19 protein-coding genes are annotated in these 14,644 nt (G+C 67.3%); 9 read left to right on the top strand and 10 right to left on the bottom strand.

All coding sequences use genetic code 11. The features are described from left to right. Window positions 1–31: 31 nt before the first annotated feature. Entirely contained in the window at window positions 32–1,033 is a 1,002-nt protein-coding gene (locus BLS50_RS24105) for a hypothetical protein (protein WP_074804560.1), read from the bottom strand. 192 nt (window positions 1,034–1,225) lie between these two features. Here BLS50_RS24105 and BLS50_RS24100 point away from each other — a divergent pair, with 192 nt between their 5' ends. Further along, window positions 1,226–1,951 (top strand): class I SAM-dependent methyltransferase, encoded by a 726-nt coding sequence (locus BLS50_RS24100; protein WP_074804556.1) that lies wholly within the window; start codon window positions 1,226–1,228, stop codon window positions 1,949–1,951. A gap of 183 nt (window positions 1,952–2,134) precedes the next feature. On the opposite strand, the gene BLS50_RS24095 is transcribed toward BLS50_RS24100, so the two are convergent. Continuing rightward, complete coding sequence (locus BLS50_RS24095) at window positions 2,135–3,172, bottom strand: aldo/keto reductase (RefSeq protein ID WP_074804554.1); 1,038 nt, start codon at window positions 3,170–3,172, stop codon at window positions 2,135–2,137. Window positions 3,173–3,299: 127 nt separating this feature from the next. Between BLS50_RS24095 and BLS50_RS24090 the strand changes: the two genes are divergently transcribed. The 6 genes from BLS50_RS24090 to BLS50_RS24065 all read left to right on the top strand — a co-directional run bounded on the left by BLS50_RS24090 (window position 3,300) and on the right by BLS50_RS24065 (window position 8,129). Then, entirely contained in the window at window positions 3,300–4,181 is an 882-nt protein-coding gene (locus BLS50_RS24090) for a LysR family transcriptional regulator (protein WP_074804552.1), read from the top strand. 179 nt (window positions 4,182–4,360) lie between these two features. Beyond that, window positions 4,361–4,660, top strand: coding sequence for an ArsR/SmtB family transcription factor (locus BLS50_RS24085; RefSeq protein WP_023477208.1), 300 nt, complete (start codon window positions 4,361–4,363; stop codon window positions 4,658–4,660). A gap of 20 nt (window positions 4,661–4,680) precedes the next feature. Further along, window positions 4,681–6,033, top strand: coding sequence for a pyridoxal phosphate-dependent decarboxylase family protein (locus BLS50_RS24080; protein WP_069230535.1), 1,353 nt, complete (start codon window positions 4,681–4,683; stop codon window positions 6,031–6,033). A gap of 187 nt (window positions 6,034–6,220) precedes the next feature. Then, on the top strand, window positions 6,221–6,688 hold the full coding sequence (locus tag BLS50_RS24075) for a cupin domain-containing protein (protein WP_074804550.1): 468 nt from the start codon (window positions 6,221–6,223) through the stop codon (window positions 6,686–6,688). A 38-nt stretch (window positions 6,689–6,726) separates the two neighbouring features. Continuing rightward, the gene (locus BLS50_RS24070) at window positions 6,727–7,107 is read left to right on the top strand and encodes a hypothetical protein (RefSeq protein ID WP_074804548.1); all 381 of its coding nucleotides are present in this window, start codon (window positions 6,727–6,729) and stop codon (window positions 7,105–7,107) included. A gap of 191 nt (window positions 7,108–7,298) precedes the next feature. Beyond that, entirely contained in the window at window positions 7,299–8,129 is an 831-nt protein-coding gene (locus tag BLS50_RS24065) for an SDR family NAD(P)-dependent oxidoreductase (protein WP_074804547.1), read from the top strand. A gap of 87 nt (window positions 8,130–8,216) precedes the next feature. On the opposite strand, the gene surE is transcribed toward BLS50_RS24065, so the two are convergent. The 3 genes from surE to BLS50_RS24050 form a co-directional block, all read right to left on the bottom strand. After that, window positions 8,217–8,996, bottom strand: a complete 780-nt coding sequence (surE, locus tag BLS50_RS24060) for a 5'/3'-nucleotidase SurE (protein WP_074804545.1) — start codon at window positions 8,994–8,996, stop codon at window positions 8,217–8,219. Window positions 8,997–9,187: 191 nt separating this feature from the next. Continuing rightward, a complete protein-coding gene (locus BLS50_RS24055; RefSeq protein WP_069230540.1) occupies window positions 9,188–9,496 on the bottom strand; it encodes an AzlD family protein in 309 nt (102 codons plus the stop codon). Next, window positions 9,489–10,223: an AzlC family ABC transporter permease gene (locus BLS50_RS24050; protein WP_074804544.1), complete on the bottom strand. Its 735-nt coding sequence runs from the start codon at window positions 10,221–10,223 to the stop codon at window positions 9,489–9,491. Before BLS50_RS24050 ends, BLS50_RS24055 begins: the two co-directional genes overlap by 8 nt. Before the next feature lie 125 nt (window positions 10,224–10,348). On the opposite strand from BLS50_RS24050, the gene BLS50_RS24045 reads away from it, so the two are divergent. Together BLS50_RS24045 and BLS50_RS24040 are read left to right on the top strand one after the other, a co-directional pair. Continuing rightward, window positions 10,349–10,807 carry an Lrp/AsnC family transcriptional regulator gene (locus BLS50_RS24045; RefSeq protein WP_006486309.1) on the top strand — a complete coding sequence of 153 codons (459 nt, stop codon included), beginning with the start codon at window positions 10,349–10,351 and terminating at the stop codon, window positions 10,805–10,807. A gap of 237 nt (window positions 10,808–11,044) precedes the next feature. After that, window positions 11,045–11,614 (top strand): hypothetical protein, encoded by a 570-nt coding sequence (locus BLS50_RS24040; protein WP_069230542.1) that lies wholly within the window; start codon window positions 11,045–11,047, stop codon window positions 11,612–11,614. Window positions 11,615–11,696: 82 nt separating this feature from the next. Here the strand turns inward: BLS50_RS24040 and BLS50_RS24035 are convergent, their stop codons facing one another. The 5 genes from BLS50_RS24035 to BLS50_RS24015 form a co-directional block, all read right to left on the bottom strand. Beyond that, window positions 11,697–11,984, bottom strand: coding sequence for a helix-turn-helix domain-containing protein (locus BLS50_RS24035; RefSeq protein ID WP_012338842.1), 288 nt, complete (start codon window positions 11,982–11,984; stop codon window positions 11,697–11,699). After that, window positions 11,971–12,249, bottom strand: coding sequence for a type II toxin-antitoxin system RelE/ParE family toxin (locus BLS50_RS24030; RefSeq protein ID WP_307838550.1), 279 nt, complete (start codon window positions 12,247–12,249; stop codon window positions 11,971–11,973). The genes BLS50_RS24035 and BLS50_RS24030 overlap by 14 nt, the downstream gene beginning before the upstream one ends. Window positions 12,250–12,526: 277 nt before the next feature. After that, window positions 12,527–13,159: a LysE family translocator gene (locus BLS50_RS24025; RefSeq protein ID WP_074804542.1), complete on the bottom strand. Its 633-nt coding sequence runs from the start codon at window positions 13,157–13,159 to the stop codon at window positions 12,527–12,529. A 142-nt stretch (window positions 13,160–13,301) separates the two neighbouring features. Continuing rightward, window positions 13,302–14,168, bottom strand: a complete 867-nt coding sequence (locus tag BLS50_RS24020) for a hypothetical protein (RefSeq protein WP_074804540.1) — start codon at window positions 14,166–14,168, stop codon at window positions 13,302–13,304. A gap of 108 nt (window positions 14,169–14,276) precedes the next feature. Next, complete coding sequence (locus tag BLS50_RS24015; protein ID WP_074804539.1) at window positions 14,277–14,609, bottom strand: DUF2322 family protein; 333 nt, start codon at window positions 14,607–14,609, stop codon at window positions 14,277–14,279. Window positions 14,610–14,644 lie beyond the last annotated feature (35 nt).

The following is a 14,644-nucleotide window of genomic DNA, read 5'->3' as shown; positions in this document are numbered from 1 at the left end:
TGCTTGCGCAGCGGCGTCTCTTGGCGGGCGCTTACCGGCCGTTGCCCGACACCGCTTCGCCCAGCCGATACGCCGTAAAGAACTCATACCACGGCGTCCCTTCCCCGACGGGCACGTCGAGCGCCGTCGTTCGCCGTTTCAGCACGCCGAACACGTCGTTGATGAGCGCGCTCAGCGTGCCGTCGCGGAACGGAACCGGTTGCGCCCGCCCCGCGGCGAACGCGCCGTATGCGATGGCCAGCAGGCGTACGCGGTCATCGGTGTCCGCGATGGCCTGGTCGATCGTTTCGACGAAGCGGGGCCGGTCTTCCGCGCGTGGCGCGGACAGGCACAGGTACACGATCGCCGACAGTTCGTGCCGATCCTTCACGCGCAGCAACGCAGGCAGTTGTGCAACGATCCGTTCCACCGGTTCTTCCTGCAGCGCAGCGCCGAAGTCGAGCACGGCGGTCATCGGGTTACTGTCCGTTTTCAGGCGTTCGAGCGCAGCCTGCGAGGCCGCCGCACCATCGGGTATCGAAGGCGGCGCGGACCGCAACGCATCGGCCACCTGCTGCGCCCACTCCGGAAAGATCATCCGCACGTTGCCGAACTGCTCGCCGCCTTCCGCGGCCGGATTCCACCGATAGACGATCGTGCCGCCGCGAATGAACGGCGAATACAGGTGCTCGGGCGTTTGCGGCAACGGCCGCCGGTTGATCTGCAGCCACGCGAGCGTGAGCCAGTCGTAGCGGCCCGTTGCTGGCACGGCGGGGCTCGAACTCGCGACGACCTGCCAGGTGCCGCGATTCGCATAGCGGCGGCGCGCATCGGGTACCGGGACGGTGCGGCCTTTCGCGGTGTCGAAATACGTATCGCCCGTGACGCTCGCGCCGCTGCCCGCGGCCGGCGTGATGGTCGAGATGACCCACGACGCGCCGTCCGCCGAGCGGTAGTCGGACAGCTTCAGCGTCGCCACGTCGTGCACCATGCGCGTTTCCGCCGCGACGGGGCTTGGCGTGGCATCGGCGAGCGCGGAGAAGATACCTGGCATGGGCTTTCCTCGGAATCGGGTGCGTATCGTCGAGCGGGGCGATGCGCGGTGGCACGGGTAGTTGTGTCGTAACTGTAGAACGTCGTGGCCGGAAACGGAAACTGGCCAAACGGGTAATCGGCGCACACGGTTTGCCGCTTCGGCTTACCATGCGCATCCTGAGCCAACGATGCATACCGGGCAGGAGTACGCATGACCGACACGAAAGCCATTACCGAACACTGGACGCGGGTTGCCGACCAATGGATCGGCTGGGCCGGCAAGCCGGGCCACGATGCGTTCTGGAAATATCGCGCGGGGCTCGCGGCCTACATCGGTCGCGGCACCGGCGTTGCGCTGGAGATCGGCTGCGGCGAAGGCCGCGTGAGCCGTGAGCTGAAGGCGCTCGGCTACGACGTGACCGCGAGCGACGCGGTGCCCGCGATGCTCGACGCCGCGCGTCACGCGGATTCCGCGCATCGGTATCAACTGGCCGACGCGGCGGCGTTGCCGTTCGACGCGGCCAGCTTCGATCTCGTGATGGCGTACAACGTGCTGATGGATCTCGACGACATGCAACGCGCGTTGAACGAGGCGCGCCGCGTGCTGAAGCCGGACGGCACGCTGTTCATCTCGATCGTGCATCCGTTCCGCGATCGCGGCGGCTTCGCCGGGCCGCAGCCCGATGCGCCGTTCGTGCTGACGGGCAGCTATTTCGGGCGCGAGCATTTCGACGGCGTGGAAACGCGCGACGGGCTGTCGATGCACTTCGCGGGGTGGTCGCTGCCGCTGCAGGCGTATATGGAGGCGCTGGAAGCGGCCGGGTTCGCGATCGTGTCGCTGCGCGAGCCGCCGCCCGATCATGCCGATACGGATCAGTTGAAGCAGTGGGTGCGCGTGCCGCTGTTTCTGTGGATCAAGGCGCGGCCGCTGGGGTGAGTGCGGCCGGGGCTTGGGCCGGTGGATTGAATCGGGCGGAAAAATTGGCGCGCACGAATGGTGTCTCGTGGGCGACTGAAAATGAACAGCGGGCCGGTTTGGTATCCCGCGGGTTACCGGGTGGGCGGGGCGGCCGTCCGGCAGCAGCAGCGCGTACCGGCCTGATGCCGCTGCGTTGGCGTGTCATCCGCGCATCGGCGGATTGAGCCGCGCGAACGCCGCCTGCCGGCGATATGGGAAGTACGGATACGGTGCTTCCACCGCGCTCGCCGCATCAAGTTTCGCGACCTGCGCATCGGTCAGCGCCCAGCCGACCGCGCCGAGGTTTTGCCGCAACTGTTCCTCGTTGCGCGCGCCGACGATCACCGACGACACGGTCGGCCGCTGCAGCAGCCAGTTCAGCGCGATCTGCGGCACCGTCTTGCCGGTTTCTTCCGCGATCGCGTCGAGCGCATCGACCACGTCGTACAGGCGCTCATCGTCGACCGGTGGCCCGTAGCTGGCCGTTTCATGCAGGCGGCTGCCCGCGGGCAGCGGTGCATTGCGCCGGATCTTGCCGGTGAGCCGGCCCCAGCCGAGCGGGCTCCACACCAGCGCGCCGAGGCCCTGGTCGGCGCCGAGCGGCATCAGGTCCCACTCGTAGTCGCGGCCGACGAGCGAGTAGTACACCTGGTTCGCCACGTAACGCGACCAGCCATGCCGGTCGGCCGCCGCGAGCGACTTCATGATCTGCCAGCCGGCGAAGTTCGACACGCCGATGTAGCGCAGCTTGCCCGCGCGCACGAGATCGTCGAGCGTCGACATCACTTCCTCGACCGGCGTGCCCGCGTCGAACGCGTGCAGTTGCAGCAGGTCGATGTAGTCGGTGTCGAGGCGGCGCAGCGCGTCGTCGACGGCGCGCACCAGCCGGGCGCGCGACGTGCCCGCGTCGTTCGGGCCGTCGCCGGTCGGCAGGCCCGTCTTGGTCGAGATCAGTACCTGATCGCGACGCCCCTTGAGCGCGGCGCCGAGCACGCGCTCGGACGCACCGTCGGAATACACGTCGGCCGTGTCGAACAGGTTGACGCCGGCTTCGAGACAGATGTCGATCAGGCGGCGCGCTTCGTCGACGCCGGTATTGCCCCATGCACTGAACAGCGGGCCGGTGCCGCCGAAGGTGCCGGCGCCGAAGCTCAGGGCGGGGACCTTGAGGCCGGAGCGGCCGAGCGTACGGTATTCCATGTGCAGTTCCTCTCGTCGTGTGAGCGCGGCGCGGCCGCGCGTCGATCGTCAGGCGACCAATGTACCGTTTGCGCCTTTCCCGGATAATCCAGAAGATGGCGAAAATATCCTTCGGAAGGAGCGAATAATGCTGCTCGACAACCTCGCGCTGTTCCTGCGCATCGTGGAGAAGGGCGGGCTGGCCGCGGCGGGCCGCGAGGTCGGCCTGTCGCCGGCCACGGTGTCCGAGCGGCTGACGGCGCTCGAGCGCCACTACGGCGCGGCGCTGCTCACGCGCACGACGCGCGCGATCAGCCTGACCGACGAGGGGCGCACGCTGGTGGACGGCGCGCGACGCCTGCTGGCCGAGGCCGACGAACTCGAAAACCGGGTGCGGCTGGGCGTGCAGACGCTGTCGGGGCCGGTGCGGCTGAGCGCACCGGCCGATCTCGGGCGCGAGCGCGTGGTACCCGTCGTCGACGCGTTCCTGGCCGAACATCCGGGCGTGACGGTCGACCTGCATCTCGGCGACGGGTATGTCGACCTCGTCGGGCAGGGGCTCGATTTCGCGATCCGCCGCGGCATGCTCGCAGACAGTTCGTTGCGCAGCCGGTCGCTCGGCCGGGCGCGGCGCGTGGTGTGCGCATCGCCTGCGTATCTCGCCGCGCATGGCACGCCCGCACATCCGGACGAACTCGCTTCGCACGACTGCATCGTGATGCGCTTCGGCCAGGAGCTGTATGCCGAATGGCCGTTCAGCATCAATGGCGTCTTGAAGCGGGTGGTGGTGCGCGGTCGGCGTGTCGCCAACGACGGGGCGCTCGTGCGCGCGTGGTGCATCGCGGGGCACGGCGTCGCGCTGAAGTCACTGGTCGACGTCGAGCGGGATCTGGCGTCGGGCTTACTCGTCGAGATCCTTCGCGACTTCTCGCCGGGTGAAGTCGATCTGCAGATCGTCTATCCGGGCAGCGTCGCGCAGCCGCGGCGCGTGCGGGCGTTGATCGAAAGGCTCGCGGAAGCGCTGGCGTAGCAGTACGTTGTCCGCGCACGGCCTGCGAGACGTTGCGATGTCGATTCAGCCGCGATCGCAGCGAATACCGAAGGTGCATACCGACGAACGACATCACACACGAAAATCGTCCTTCAAACCATTTGCCCACATTTCGTCATTTAGCTAATATTCAAAACGTCAAACGAATCCGAATCCCGATGGACGACGTCACTCGCATCAGCGCCCTGGCCAACGAAAGCCGTCTCGCCGTGATGCGCTGGCTCAGGCAGCCGCGCAAGCATTTCCCGCCACAGCCGCATGGCGACTTCGACGAGCTCGGCGTGTGCTGCACGTACATCACCGAGAAGCTCGGCATCGCGCCGGCCACGACCACGCGCCACATGCGCATCCTCGCGGACGCCGGCCTCGTGCAGGCGACCCGCGTCGGCAAGTTCACGTACTACAAGCGGATCGACGGCGCGCTGCAACAGCTCGGCCGCGATCTCTCGCAACTCTGACCCTGACCGAGGCACCCGACATGGACGAACTGGCACTGCTGGCCGACGCCGACCGGCGCGCGCACGCGTATCTGGCCGCAACGAACGAACGGCGCGCGTTTCCCGATGCGGCAGCACTCGCCGGCCTCGCGGCGTTCGACGAGCCGCTGCCCGATACGGGCCGCCCGGCCGACGACGTGCTGCGCCTGCTCGACGAGCACGGTACGCCCGCGACGGTCGCATCGAACGGCCCGAACTACTTCGGCTTCGTGATCGGCGCGACGCTGCCGGCCGCGGCGGCGGCCGAGCGGCTGATGCTCGCGTGGGACCAGTGCGCGTCGTCGTATGCGAATTCGCCGGTGGCCGCGACGCTCGAGCGCCAGGCCGCGCGCTGGGTCGTCGATGTGCTCGGGCTGCCCGAAGGCAGCGCGGTCGGCTTCGGCACGAGCGCGACGGCCTGCACGCTCGTCGCGCTGGTGGCCGCGCGGCGGGCGCTGCTCGCGCGCAAGGGCTGGGATATCGATGAAGATGGCCTGATCGGCGCGCCCGAAGTGAAAGTCGTGATCTCCGCGCTCGCGCACATCACGGTGAAGAAGGCACTGCGCGTGCTTGGCTTCGGGATGAAGCGCATCGTCGTCGCGCCGGTCGATACGCACGGCCGGATCGACCCGGCGCAGTTGCCGCCGCTCGACGACATGACGATCTTCTGCGTGCAGGCGGGCGAAGTGAACACCGGCGAATTCGATCCGTTCGCGGCATTGATCCCGCCCGCGAAGGCGGCCGGCGCATGGGTGCACGTGGACGGCGCGTTCGGCCTGTGGGCGCGGGCCTCGTCGAAGCGTGCATTGACGGACGGCATCGACGGCGCGGACAGCTGGACGACCGACGGTCACAAATGGCTCAACACGCCGTACGACGGCGCGATGGTGATCTGCCGCGACGCGGCCGCGCTCGCCACCGCGATGAACAGCGACGCGGTCTACCTGAGCGGCGCGCAGGATGCGCAGAAGAACCTGAACCTCGAATTCTCGCGACGCGCGCGCGGCATTCCCGTGTGGGCCGCGCTGCGCTCGCTCGGCCGTGCCGGCGTGGCGACGATGGTCGAGCGGCATTGCGCGCAGGCGGCGCGCGTCGCGGACGGCCTGCGTGCCGCCGGCTACGACGTGTTGAACCGCGTCGTGCTGAACCAGGTGCTCGTGCGCGCCGGCACCGACGAGGAAACGGCGGCGATCCTCGAAGCCGCGCAGGCGTCGGGCGACGTGTGGTTCGGCGCGACGGTGTGGCAGGGGCGGCCCGCGTTCCGGATCAGCGTATCGTCGTGGCGCACCGAGGACGCGCACGTCGATCGGCTCGTCGCGTTGCTGACGAAGCTGCGCGGCGTGCACGTCGGTTGAGCGTCACGCGTCGTCCGTGGTCGTAACGGTTGCGTACGCAACCTTATGGCATTCGATGAAGTGCGACGCGGCCTGCGGGATCGCGACACATCCGCAAGCGTGAAAATATCGGACAATAGCTGCTGCGCGGGCCGCGCCGGCATCGCGTCCAACAGAAAACAGCAGCATTCACGCTTGCGAGATCCCCATGTCGACTCCCTTTCCCCGGGAACTGCTGAAGGCCGCCGATATCGCGAAGATGGAACCATCGCGCGAGGTGCATTCGCTCAATCCCAATGCCGTGCGTCTGAAGCGGCAGCTCAGCGACCTGACCGGCCTGACGCAAATCGGCGTTCATCTGCTCACGCTGATGCCAGGCCACGAATCGGCCGAATATCACCGTCACCTGTACGAAGAGGAATTCGTGTACGTGCTGTCCGGCACCGGCACGGTGACGATTGGCGAGCACGCCAGTGAAATCGGGCCCGGCGATTTTCTGGGCTTTCCGCGCGGCGGCGAAGCGCATACGGTGCAGAACACCGGCGATGCGCCGCTGCAGTTGCTCGTCGGCGGGCAGCGGCTCGAACATGACGTGTGCGAATACCCGCGCGTCGGCAAGCGGCTTTATATCGCGGGCGAACTCGAGGATTATGTCGAGCTGCCCAAGCAGCCGTGACGGCGGAGAATAGCTGTAGATAGCGGCTGCCTACATCGATGCGTCAGATCCCTTTTCTTGCGTTTGCGCTCTCGGCCCTCGTGCCCGGCCTGGTGTGGTCGTATTTGACCGACGATCCCGGTTCGCTCGGATATTCCGTTCCAATCGCCTACTTCGGCACGGCAGCGTTTGCGATTCCGCTCTATCTGCTGGTCACGAAATACGGGCGCGTTTCCGTCGTTTCATCGTGCCTGTGCGGCAGCATCACGGGGTTGCTGACGTGGATTGCCACCTATTTCATTTACACCGCCATCCGGGATGACGATGTTTTCAAGGAGGGCTTGTCGGCCGCTTTGGGATGCTTGGCGTTCGTGGGCCTGGGGGCAGGGGCGGGCTTCGTGTTCTGGCTCATGCATCGTTGGCAGCGAGCCGGAGAATGAATCAGCTTGGTGCGAGCGGGGCGGCGACCCGATGAACGACTCGCGGCAGGTTGAAGTTCGACGACGCGCGATGCCGCCCGATTCACGGGGCAGCGCCGCCGGCAGGCACGAAGGGGCCGGATCGATTGCGCTTCGATCCTGTGCCCCGTCGCGCTTATGATGCGGGAACGCCACTGACAGGGTTCCACGCCATGGACGCGCCGCTGCCGCCGATGTCTGCCCCGATTGCCGAAACGGCACCTGAAACCGAAACCGCCGGCGAGCCGCGCGCGGCGCGCGCGGCGCGCGTGCACCGGCCGGTCGCGCTCATCACCGGCTCGACGTCGGGGATCGGCGCGGCCGTCGCACGGCGTCTCGCGGCCGACGGCTACGCGGTGATCCTGCATTCGCGCCGCTCGGCCGACACCGGCCGTGCGATGGCGCGTGAACTGGGCGGCGCATATGTGCAGGCCGATCTCGCCGACGATGCCGAGCGCGTGCGGCTGATCCGCGATGCGCTCGCCATGCACGGGCGGCTCGACGTGCTCGTCAACAACGCGGGCGTCAGCCGCGTGATTCCGCATGACGACCTCGCGGCGGCCACACCCGACGTGTGGCGCGAGATGCATGAAATCAACGTGATCGCGCCGTTCCGGCTGGTGGCCGAAGCGGAGGCGGCGCTGCGCGAAGCGGCGTCGCACGGGCGGGCCGGGTGCGTCGTGAACGTCAGCTCGCATGCCGGCGTGCGGCCGAAGGGCGCATCGATCCCGTATGCGGCCGCGAAGGCCGCGCTCAATCACACGACACGGCTGCTCGCCCGCACGCTCGCGCCGGCGATTCGCGTCAATGCGGTCGCGCCGGGGCTCGTCGATACGCCGCTGACCGCCGACTGGACGGACGCGCAGCAGCTCTGGCGCGAACGCGCGCCGATGCGTCGCGCGGCGACGCCGGACGATATCGCGCAGACGGTCGCGATGCTCGTCGCGTCCGATTACGTGACGGGTGAGATCGTGATGCTCGACGGCGGGTTGAATCTGACCTGAGGCGGCTGAGGCGGTAATGCAGTGATGCGGCGGCGCGCAGGCATCGCGTGTTGCGCAACCGCCGAGGTCGTTCGAACGCGCGATCGATCAGCCGAGGTTCGATCGCAGCCGCGCGAGCGCCTGCTCGTGCGTGCGCTCGAACTTCAGCGGCGTGACCGCGATATACCCTTCGCCCAGTGCGACCGTTTCCGAATCCGCATCGTCGTCGCGCGGTGCACGCGCGAGCTTCAGCCAGTGATAGTCGATCTCGCGCGGATCGCGTCCCGACACGATCTCGACGCCCTGCAGCGTGCCGGCGCCCTGGTTCGTCACCTTCAGGCCGCGCACGTCGTCGGCCGGCCGCGGCGGGAAGTTCACGTTGAGGCACGCGTCGCTGTCCCAGCCGGCCGCGACGAGCCGGCGGATGACGTCCGGCGCATGCGCGAGCGCGGTGCCCCACGGCACCGCGTTGCGATCGGTGAAGGCCTGGCTCAGCGCGATGGCCGGCACGCCGACCAGCATGCTCGTCATCGCCGCGCCGACCGTGCCGGAAAACACCGTTTCGGTGCCGAGGTTCGCGCCGCGATTCACGCCGGACAGCACGACGTCGGGCCGCGCGCCCTGCATCAAGTGGCTGACCGCGATCGCGACGCAATCGCCGGGCGTGCCACGCACCGCGAAGCGGCGCTCGCCCTTGCGATGCACGCGCAGCGGTTCGTGCAGGCTCAGCGAATGCGACGTGCCGCTCTGGTCTTCGGCAGGCGCCACGATCCATACTTCGCGGGCGAGTTGCGTGGCGACCTGTTCGAGTATGTCGAGGCCGGGGGCGTCGAATCCGTCGTCGTTGGTGAGCAGGACACGGTCGAACAGCGGGCGGGTTGCTTGCATCGGGACGATCCTCGTGAAGGGCAATGAGCGGGGAAGTGCGGCATGGCGCAAGCCACAAGGCTAGCACTCCGGCGTGAGGATCGTCGTGTCGCGCCCGTGGCGCCGGTCGGCGCGGACGTGAAAACGGGCGCATCGTGCGCCCGTTCGTCGTGTCGTGGAATGTGCGTGCCGGTGTGGCGGGCCGGAACCGTTCAGCCGAGCACGTAGCGCAGCAGGCCGGCCGACACGACGCCGACGATGACGGTCGGCAGGATCGACAGGCGCGTCGCCGCAAGCAGCGTGACCGCGAGCGCCAGCAAGTCGGCCGGGCGCGTCGACACGAAGGCCGGCGCGATCACCGAGATCAGCACGCAGCCCGGTACGTTCTCCATCACCGACGCCATCCGCGGGCTCAGCGTGCGGTTGCGCAGCAGCACGTAGCCGAGGATGCGCGACAGGTAGGTGGTCGACGCCATCAGCACGATCGTCGCGACGGTGCCGAAATCCGGAAGCTCAGGCATCGCGCGGCTCCCACAGCAGCGCGGCGATCAGCCCCGCGCAAGCGCCGGCCGCGACGTACCACGCACCGGGCAGCGCGAGATGGGTAGCCGCCGCGACGACGAGGCTCACGAACCACGGACGGCTCGCGCGCACGCCTTTCCACATCCCGCGCAGCAGCACCAGAAACACGGCCGTGAACGCCATGTCGAAGCCGTACTGTTCGACGTCGCCGATCGTCGGGCCGACCGCCGCGCCGAGCGTCGTCATCGAGATCCACGTCAGGTAGAGCCCGACGCAGATGCCCGCGTAATAGGGCACGCTGATGTGCGTGGCCGAGCGCTCGCGCGCGTCGGCGAGCGACATCGCCCAGCTCTCGTCGCACATGAAGAACAGGGCGACGAACGCGCGGCGGCGCGGCAGGCGGCGGATATACGGCTCGAACGCGGCGCCCATCAGGATGTGGCGCGAATTCACGAGAAACGACATCGCGACGATCAGCGCGATGTGCGGCGGCGACGTCCACAGATGGATCGCCGCGAATTCGGAGCCGCCGCCGAAGTTCAGGCCCGTCATCATCGGCACCTCGAACAGGCTCAGCCCTTTCTGCGCGGCCTGCGCGCCCAGCACCAGCGCGAACGGCACGAAACCCAGCATGACGGGCAGCGCCGCGCGCAAACCGCGGCCCATCTCGGCGACATAGGCGGGCTTGTCGCGAAGCCCGGACGACGTTGAAACGCTACTGCTCATCACTCCTCCTTCGGGGGAGGGATTGTCTGCTTTTTTGACTCGAATCGGGTTGCGTTGTCGCCAGATTTTTCTCAGAATTTGGCATCGAACGCGTGATACGCGAATTTTTTGGAATCGGATGCCACATGAAACTTGACGCTATCGACCGCCGGATTCTGAGCGCGCTGCAGCGCGACGGCCGCATGCAGAACGTGGAACTCGCCCACGAGGTCGGGCTGTCGCCGTCGCCGTGCCTGCGGCGCGTGCGGCTCCTCGAGGAAGCCGGCGTGATCGAGAAATACGTGGCCGTGCTGAATCCGGCGAAGGTCGGCAAGGGGCTGACGATCTTCACGCGCGTATGGCTGAAGGGGCAGGACGCGGAATCGGTGAACCGTTTCGCCGAGGCCGTCCAGCAGATGCCGGAAGTCGTCGAATGCCACCTGATGGCCGGCGACTGCGATTTCCTGCTGCGCGTCGTCGCGGCCGACATCGACGATTACCGGCGCTTCCAGATGGAATACCTGACGCGCATCCCCGGCGTGCTCAGCGTGAAGACCGACATTCCGATGCAGAAGGTCAAGCTCACGTCGGCGCTACCTACCTGAAGCGGGGCGACGCGCGGGGCGCGTGACGATGCGTCGACGACGAGCGGTCATTGCACGGTGACAATCGCCCGATACACTGACGGAGTGAGTCGCATCGCCTGCATTGCCGGCACGGTCATGCGGTGTTCGATGTGCAAGCAACTAACGGTCAATGCCGACGCGCTCGGCCGAGCGGCGCTGCGTAGCGCGCCGGGGTTACGCGTCGGCGCGAGTGCGTCTTTTCCTGTCGAGCCCTACATGCAGCCATTCAATCCGCCGTGGAATTCGCTGGAAATCGTCAAGCTCGTGCTCGGCGTGCTGACGCCGTTGTCGGTCGCGTGTCTCGGCTGGCTCGTCGCGCGCCGGCTGAAGCGGCTCGAACTCGTGCAGTGGACCAACCAGCGGCTGATCGAGAAGCGGCTCGCGCTGTACGACGCGGTCGCGCCGCAGCTCAATGCGCTGCTCTGCTTCTACACGTGGATCGGCTACTGGAAGGACATCTCGCCGGACGACGTGATTCGCGCGAAGCGCGACCTCGACCGCACGTTCCACATCTACCGCTACCTGTTCGACGACGACGTGTACGACGCATATCACACGTTCATCCACGCGCTGTTCGAGATGCATACGGGGCCGGGCCGCGACGCGCGGATCCGCTCGCTGATCCAGGCGCCCGACGGCGACCGCAGCGTGCACGGTTCGTATGAATGGAAGCCGGTGTGGTCCGAGCGTTTCTCGACCGCGAATGTCGTGTCGAAGGACGACGTGCTGCGGCATTACACGCGGTTGATGGAGCGGCTGCGCGTGGCGCTGGGGGCGACGCGCTGAAGGGTTCTGCGCTTGGGCGCCTCGCGCGTCATGCCGGTATCGAATCCGTCATGGACGGCCGACCGCTTTGAGCGCGCGTGATTCAGGCGAACGAGATCACGAGCGTCTTGCCGCAAGCCGCCGCATACTTGCGCAGCGTATCGACGGACGGGGAATGCTGCCCCGTTGCGAGCGCGCGCTCGAGTCGGGTAATGGCGGGCGCTTTCGTGCCCATGCGTGCCGCCACGTCGGCTTGCGACAAGCCCGCTTCTCGCCGCGCAGCCAGCATCGCATCGAGCAGCGCGAATTCCTCGCGATTCAATCGTTCGTATTCCGTGCGCACCGCGGGATCGGCCAGTGCCCGCTCACGCAGTTCCTTATACGTTGCCATCTCGAACCTCCTTCAATCGACGACGCGCGATTTCCAGTTCCTTCAGCGGCGTCCTTGGCGTCTTCTTCACGAAACAGTGGAGCATGACGATTCGGCGTTCGACGATCGCGCAGTAAAACACCCGGGCAATACCTTCCGCGCCTTTCAGTCGCATCTCATACAGGCCGTTTCCCATCGATTGGGAGTGCGGTTCCCCCAGATGCGGGCCGTACCGTTCCATGCGGTCCGCGAGTGCAAAGTACCGGGCAAGCAGCGTCGTCGGCAACGACGCTACGCCTTCCGCTACACGCTCATTGAAGAACTGGATCTCGTAACCATGAGTCGGCATAGTAACAAATATGTTATATCGATACAAGAACGGTGACCGACCGCGGAAGCGGACACAGCGGTGGGTCAGAAGTGAGGGGAGTTCGCGACCGTACTTCTTCGGTCGGAGAGATCGGTGGGGAGGTGCGGACCCGAATGCGCTCGGGAAATTCGGGTCCGGAAAGCAGTGTGGCCGAGTATCAGGGTGGACTGGGCGCCAGGAAATCGCGACGGGGTTAGTTCCGCCCCGCCACCGCGAGCCGCGCCGCCAGCCCCACGAACACCGACCCGAGCAGATACTGCGGCACCTTCGACGGCCGGCGGCGCGCGCCGATCCGCTGGCTCAGCCGGCTCGCGGAGAGAATCACCGCGCCGTTCACGGCGAGTCCGATCAGGTTGAGCACCGTCGCCAGCACGAGAATCTGCACGGCGATCGAGCCTTGTTCGGGCCGCACGAACTGCGGGAACAGCGCGAGCACGAACAGCGCCATCTTCGGGTTCAGCAGGTTGGTCGTCAGCCCTTGGCGGAAGATCGTCGCGGTCGAGCGGCGACGTTGCGACGCGACGGGCGACAGCGCGGTCGCGTCCGAACGGAACGTCTTCCAGGCGAGATACAGCAGATACGCGGCGCCGGCGAAGCGCACGACGTCATACGCGAGCGGCACCGCGACGAAGAGCTGCGACAGACCGAGCGCGGCCGCGAGCGCGTGGCAGTAGGTGCCGGCCTGAATGCCCGCGAGCGTCGCGAAGCCGGCGCGCCGGCCCTGGCTCACGCTGCGGGACGCGATCAGCAACATGTCGGGGCCGGGCGTGATGGTCAGCGCGAGACACGCGCCGGAGAACAGCGCGAGCGTGGAGAGGTCGATCATGGCAGTCCCTTTTGCTGGTGCGGCGTAAAAGGGAACTCAGTGTAGAAGGGCGCGCGAGGCCGGTCAATCGAGCGAACGGACGATGGCCGGACGGCACGAATCGCGTACGCGCATCGCCCATGCGCGGCCTGGGCACCGCTTACTATTTGCGACAGCCGACCTGATAGTCGATCACTGTGTTTGCCGACGGCTCATCCGGCTCGCCGCCCACCGTCGTCACGCCGAGCACGCCGGCCGCATTCCGGTAGCGCAGCGCGCAATACCCGACGCCGGTGCCCGAACATGCTTCGGCTTCGACGATGCCGTGCTTCGCGAGCGTCGCCGCGCCGTCCATCGCATCCGGCTTCTCGCGCGGTCGCAGCGGTTGCCAGCCATGCGCGATCAGGATTCGCCGTGCCACATCGAGCGGCTTGGCATACACGTTCGGCACGACCGCGCGGCCGTCGCAGAACGCGCGCTCGGCGGCGACGCGGGTCAGCCGCAGGCCGCCGCTTGCTTCGTGCAGTTCGCCGACGGGTGCGCCGGGGCCGTTGCCGCCCCACACGAGCAGCGCGCCGTTTTCCATACGATCGACCGAGCCGAGCTGCCAGCCCGCCTTGCGTGCCGTATAGCCGAGCGCGACGAGCGTCGTGCCGTCGAATACGCCGATATTGCCGTTGCGCACGAAGCAGATCGCGCTCGTGCCGGCGTTGAATCCGCTCGCGAAGGTCACGACCGTGTAGCGCCCGAGCGGCGCCTCGGACGTCACGATCCAGTTGCGCTGCGCGACTTCGCGGCCGGCCGCCGTGGTCGTTTTCGCGCGATATTGCGTGCAGAACGGATCGAGCGAACCGCTTTCGGGCGAGTGCGGCAGCGTGCCGAGCGGCACGAGCGACGCCCCGGCGATATCGGAGCCCGTGCGCAGCGGCTCGGCCGACGCCGTGCCGCCGAACGTGGTACCGGCAAATATCGCGATCGAAACGATCGAGGCAAGATGGCGGGCGAGCGGTGAGGCAACGGAAAGAAACACGCGGGCTTGCTCCGGGGAAAGTGGGACGGGCGTGACAATCGTTTTTTTGCCCGTCAGTCAAAGTCGCGCGCATCGCCCGGCGGCACGCGCGCGCATTTCACCGCCGACTCAGCCCTTCGCGACCACGTCGATGCGCAGCGCTTCGCCGCCCGCGACGATCGCCAGCAGACGATCGACGTTCGGGTGCGCGCCCGGGCGATTGCGCGCGTCGGCCGTATGTTCGGCGAACACCGCGAGGCCGTGCTCGGCCGCTTTCGCGTCGAGCGTACCGAATGCCTGCTTCAGATAGTGGTACACCGCGAGCGAGCCCTGCTTGCCCGGCTGGTTCTCGATGGTCGCGATCACGTCGCCGTTCGCGCCGACGAGATCGATGCGCGCGATGCCGTCGATGGCCGGCAGTTGCGCGAGGTTGTCCTTGAATACTTCGGTCGGTTGAATCACTGAAAACACTCCGTCGGTTCGGTCATGGGCCAAGG

This window comes from Burkholderia orbicola (assembly GCF_900100915.1).
GTDB lineage: Bacteria > Pseudomonadota > Gammaproteobacteria > Burkholderiales > Burkholderiaceae > Burkholderia > Burkholderia orbicola.
The sequence above is the reverse complement of the archived record's forward strand: the minus strand, read 5'-3'. Positions and strand labels throughout refer to the sequence as shown.